General features: G+C 44.4%; 1 protein-coding gene. It reads right to left on the reverse strand.

What is annotated here, in order from left to right; translation table 11 throughout:
* A partial coding sequence (locus tag M0051_RS19715; RefSeq protein ID WP_306743282.1) for a hypothetical protein occupies positions 1 to 306 on the reverse strand: 306 nt, incomplete at both ends.

Raw genomic sequence — 306 nt, forward strand, 5'->3', positions numbered from 1 at the left:
CCTGCATCCAAGGTAATAGTTCCTCCAGCACAGGTTTCCTGATCTAAACCAAGGTCTACAACAGGATTTGGATGAACAGTAACATTCACATCATCCGTTGCTGAACAACCATTGGCATCGGTTACTACTACTGAATAGTTTCCACTTGCATTTACGGTTACACTTTGAGTGGTTGCCCCATTTGACCATAGGTAGCTTGATCCCGGATTACCGGCATCCAAGGTAATAGTTCCTCCAGCACAGGTTTCCTGATCTAAACCAAGGTCTACAACAGGATTTGGATGAACAGTAACATCCACATCATCC

Origin of the sequence: Marinifilum sp. D714 (assembly GCF_030851345.1) — a bacterium.
Taxonomy (GTDB): domain Bacteria; phylum Bacteroidota; class Bacteroidia; order Bacteroidales; family Marinifilaceae; genus Marinifilum.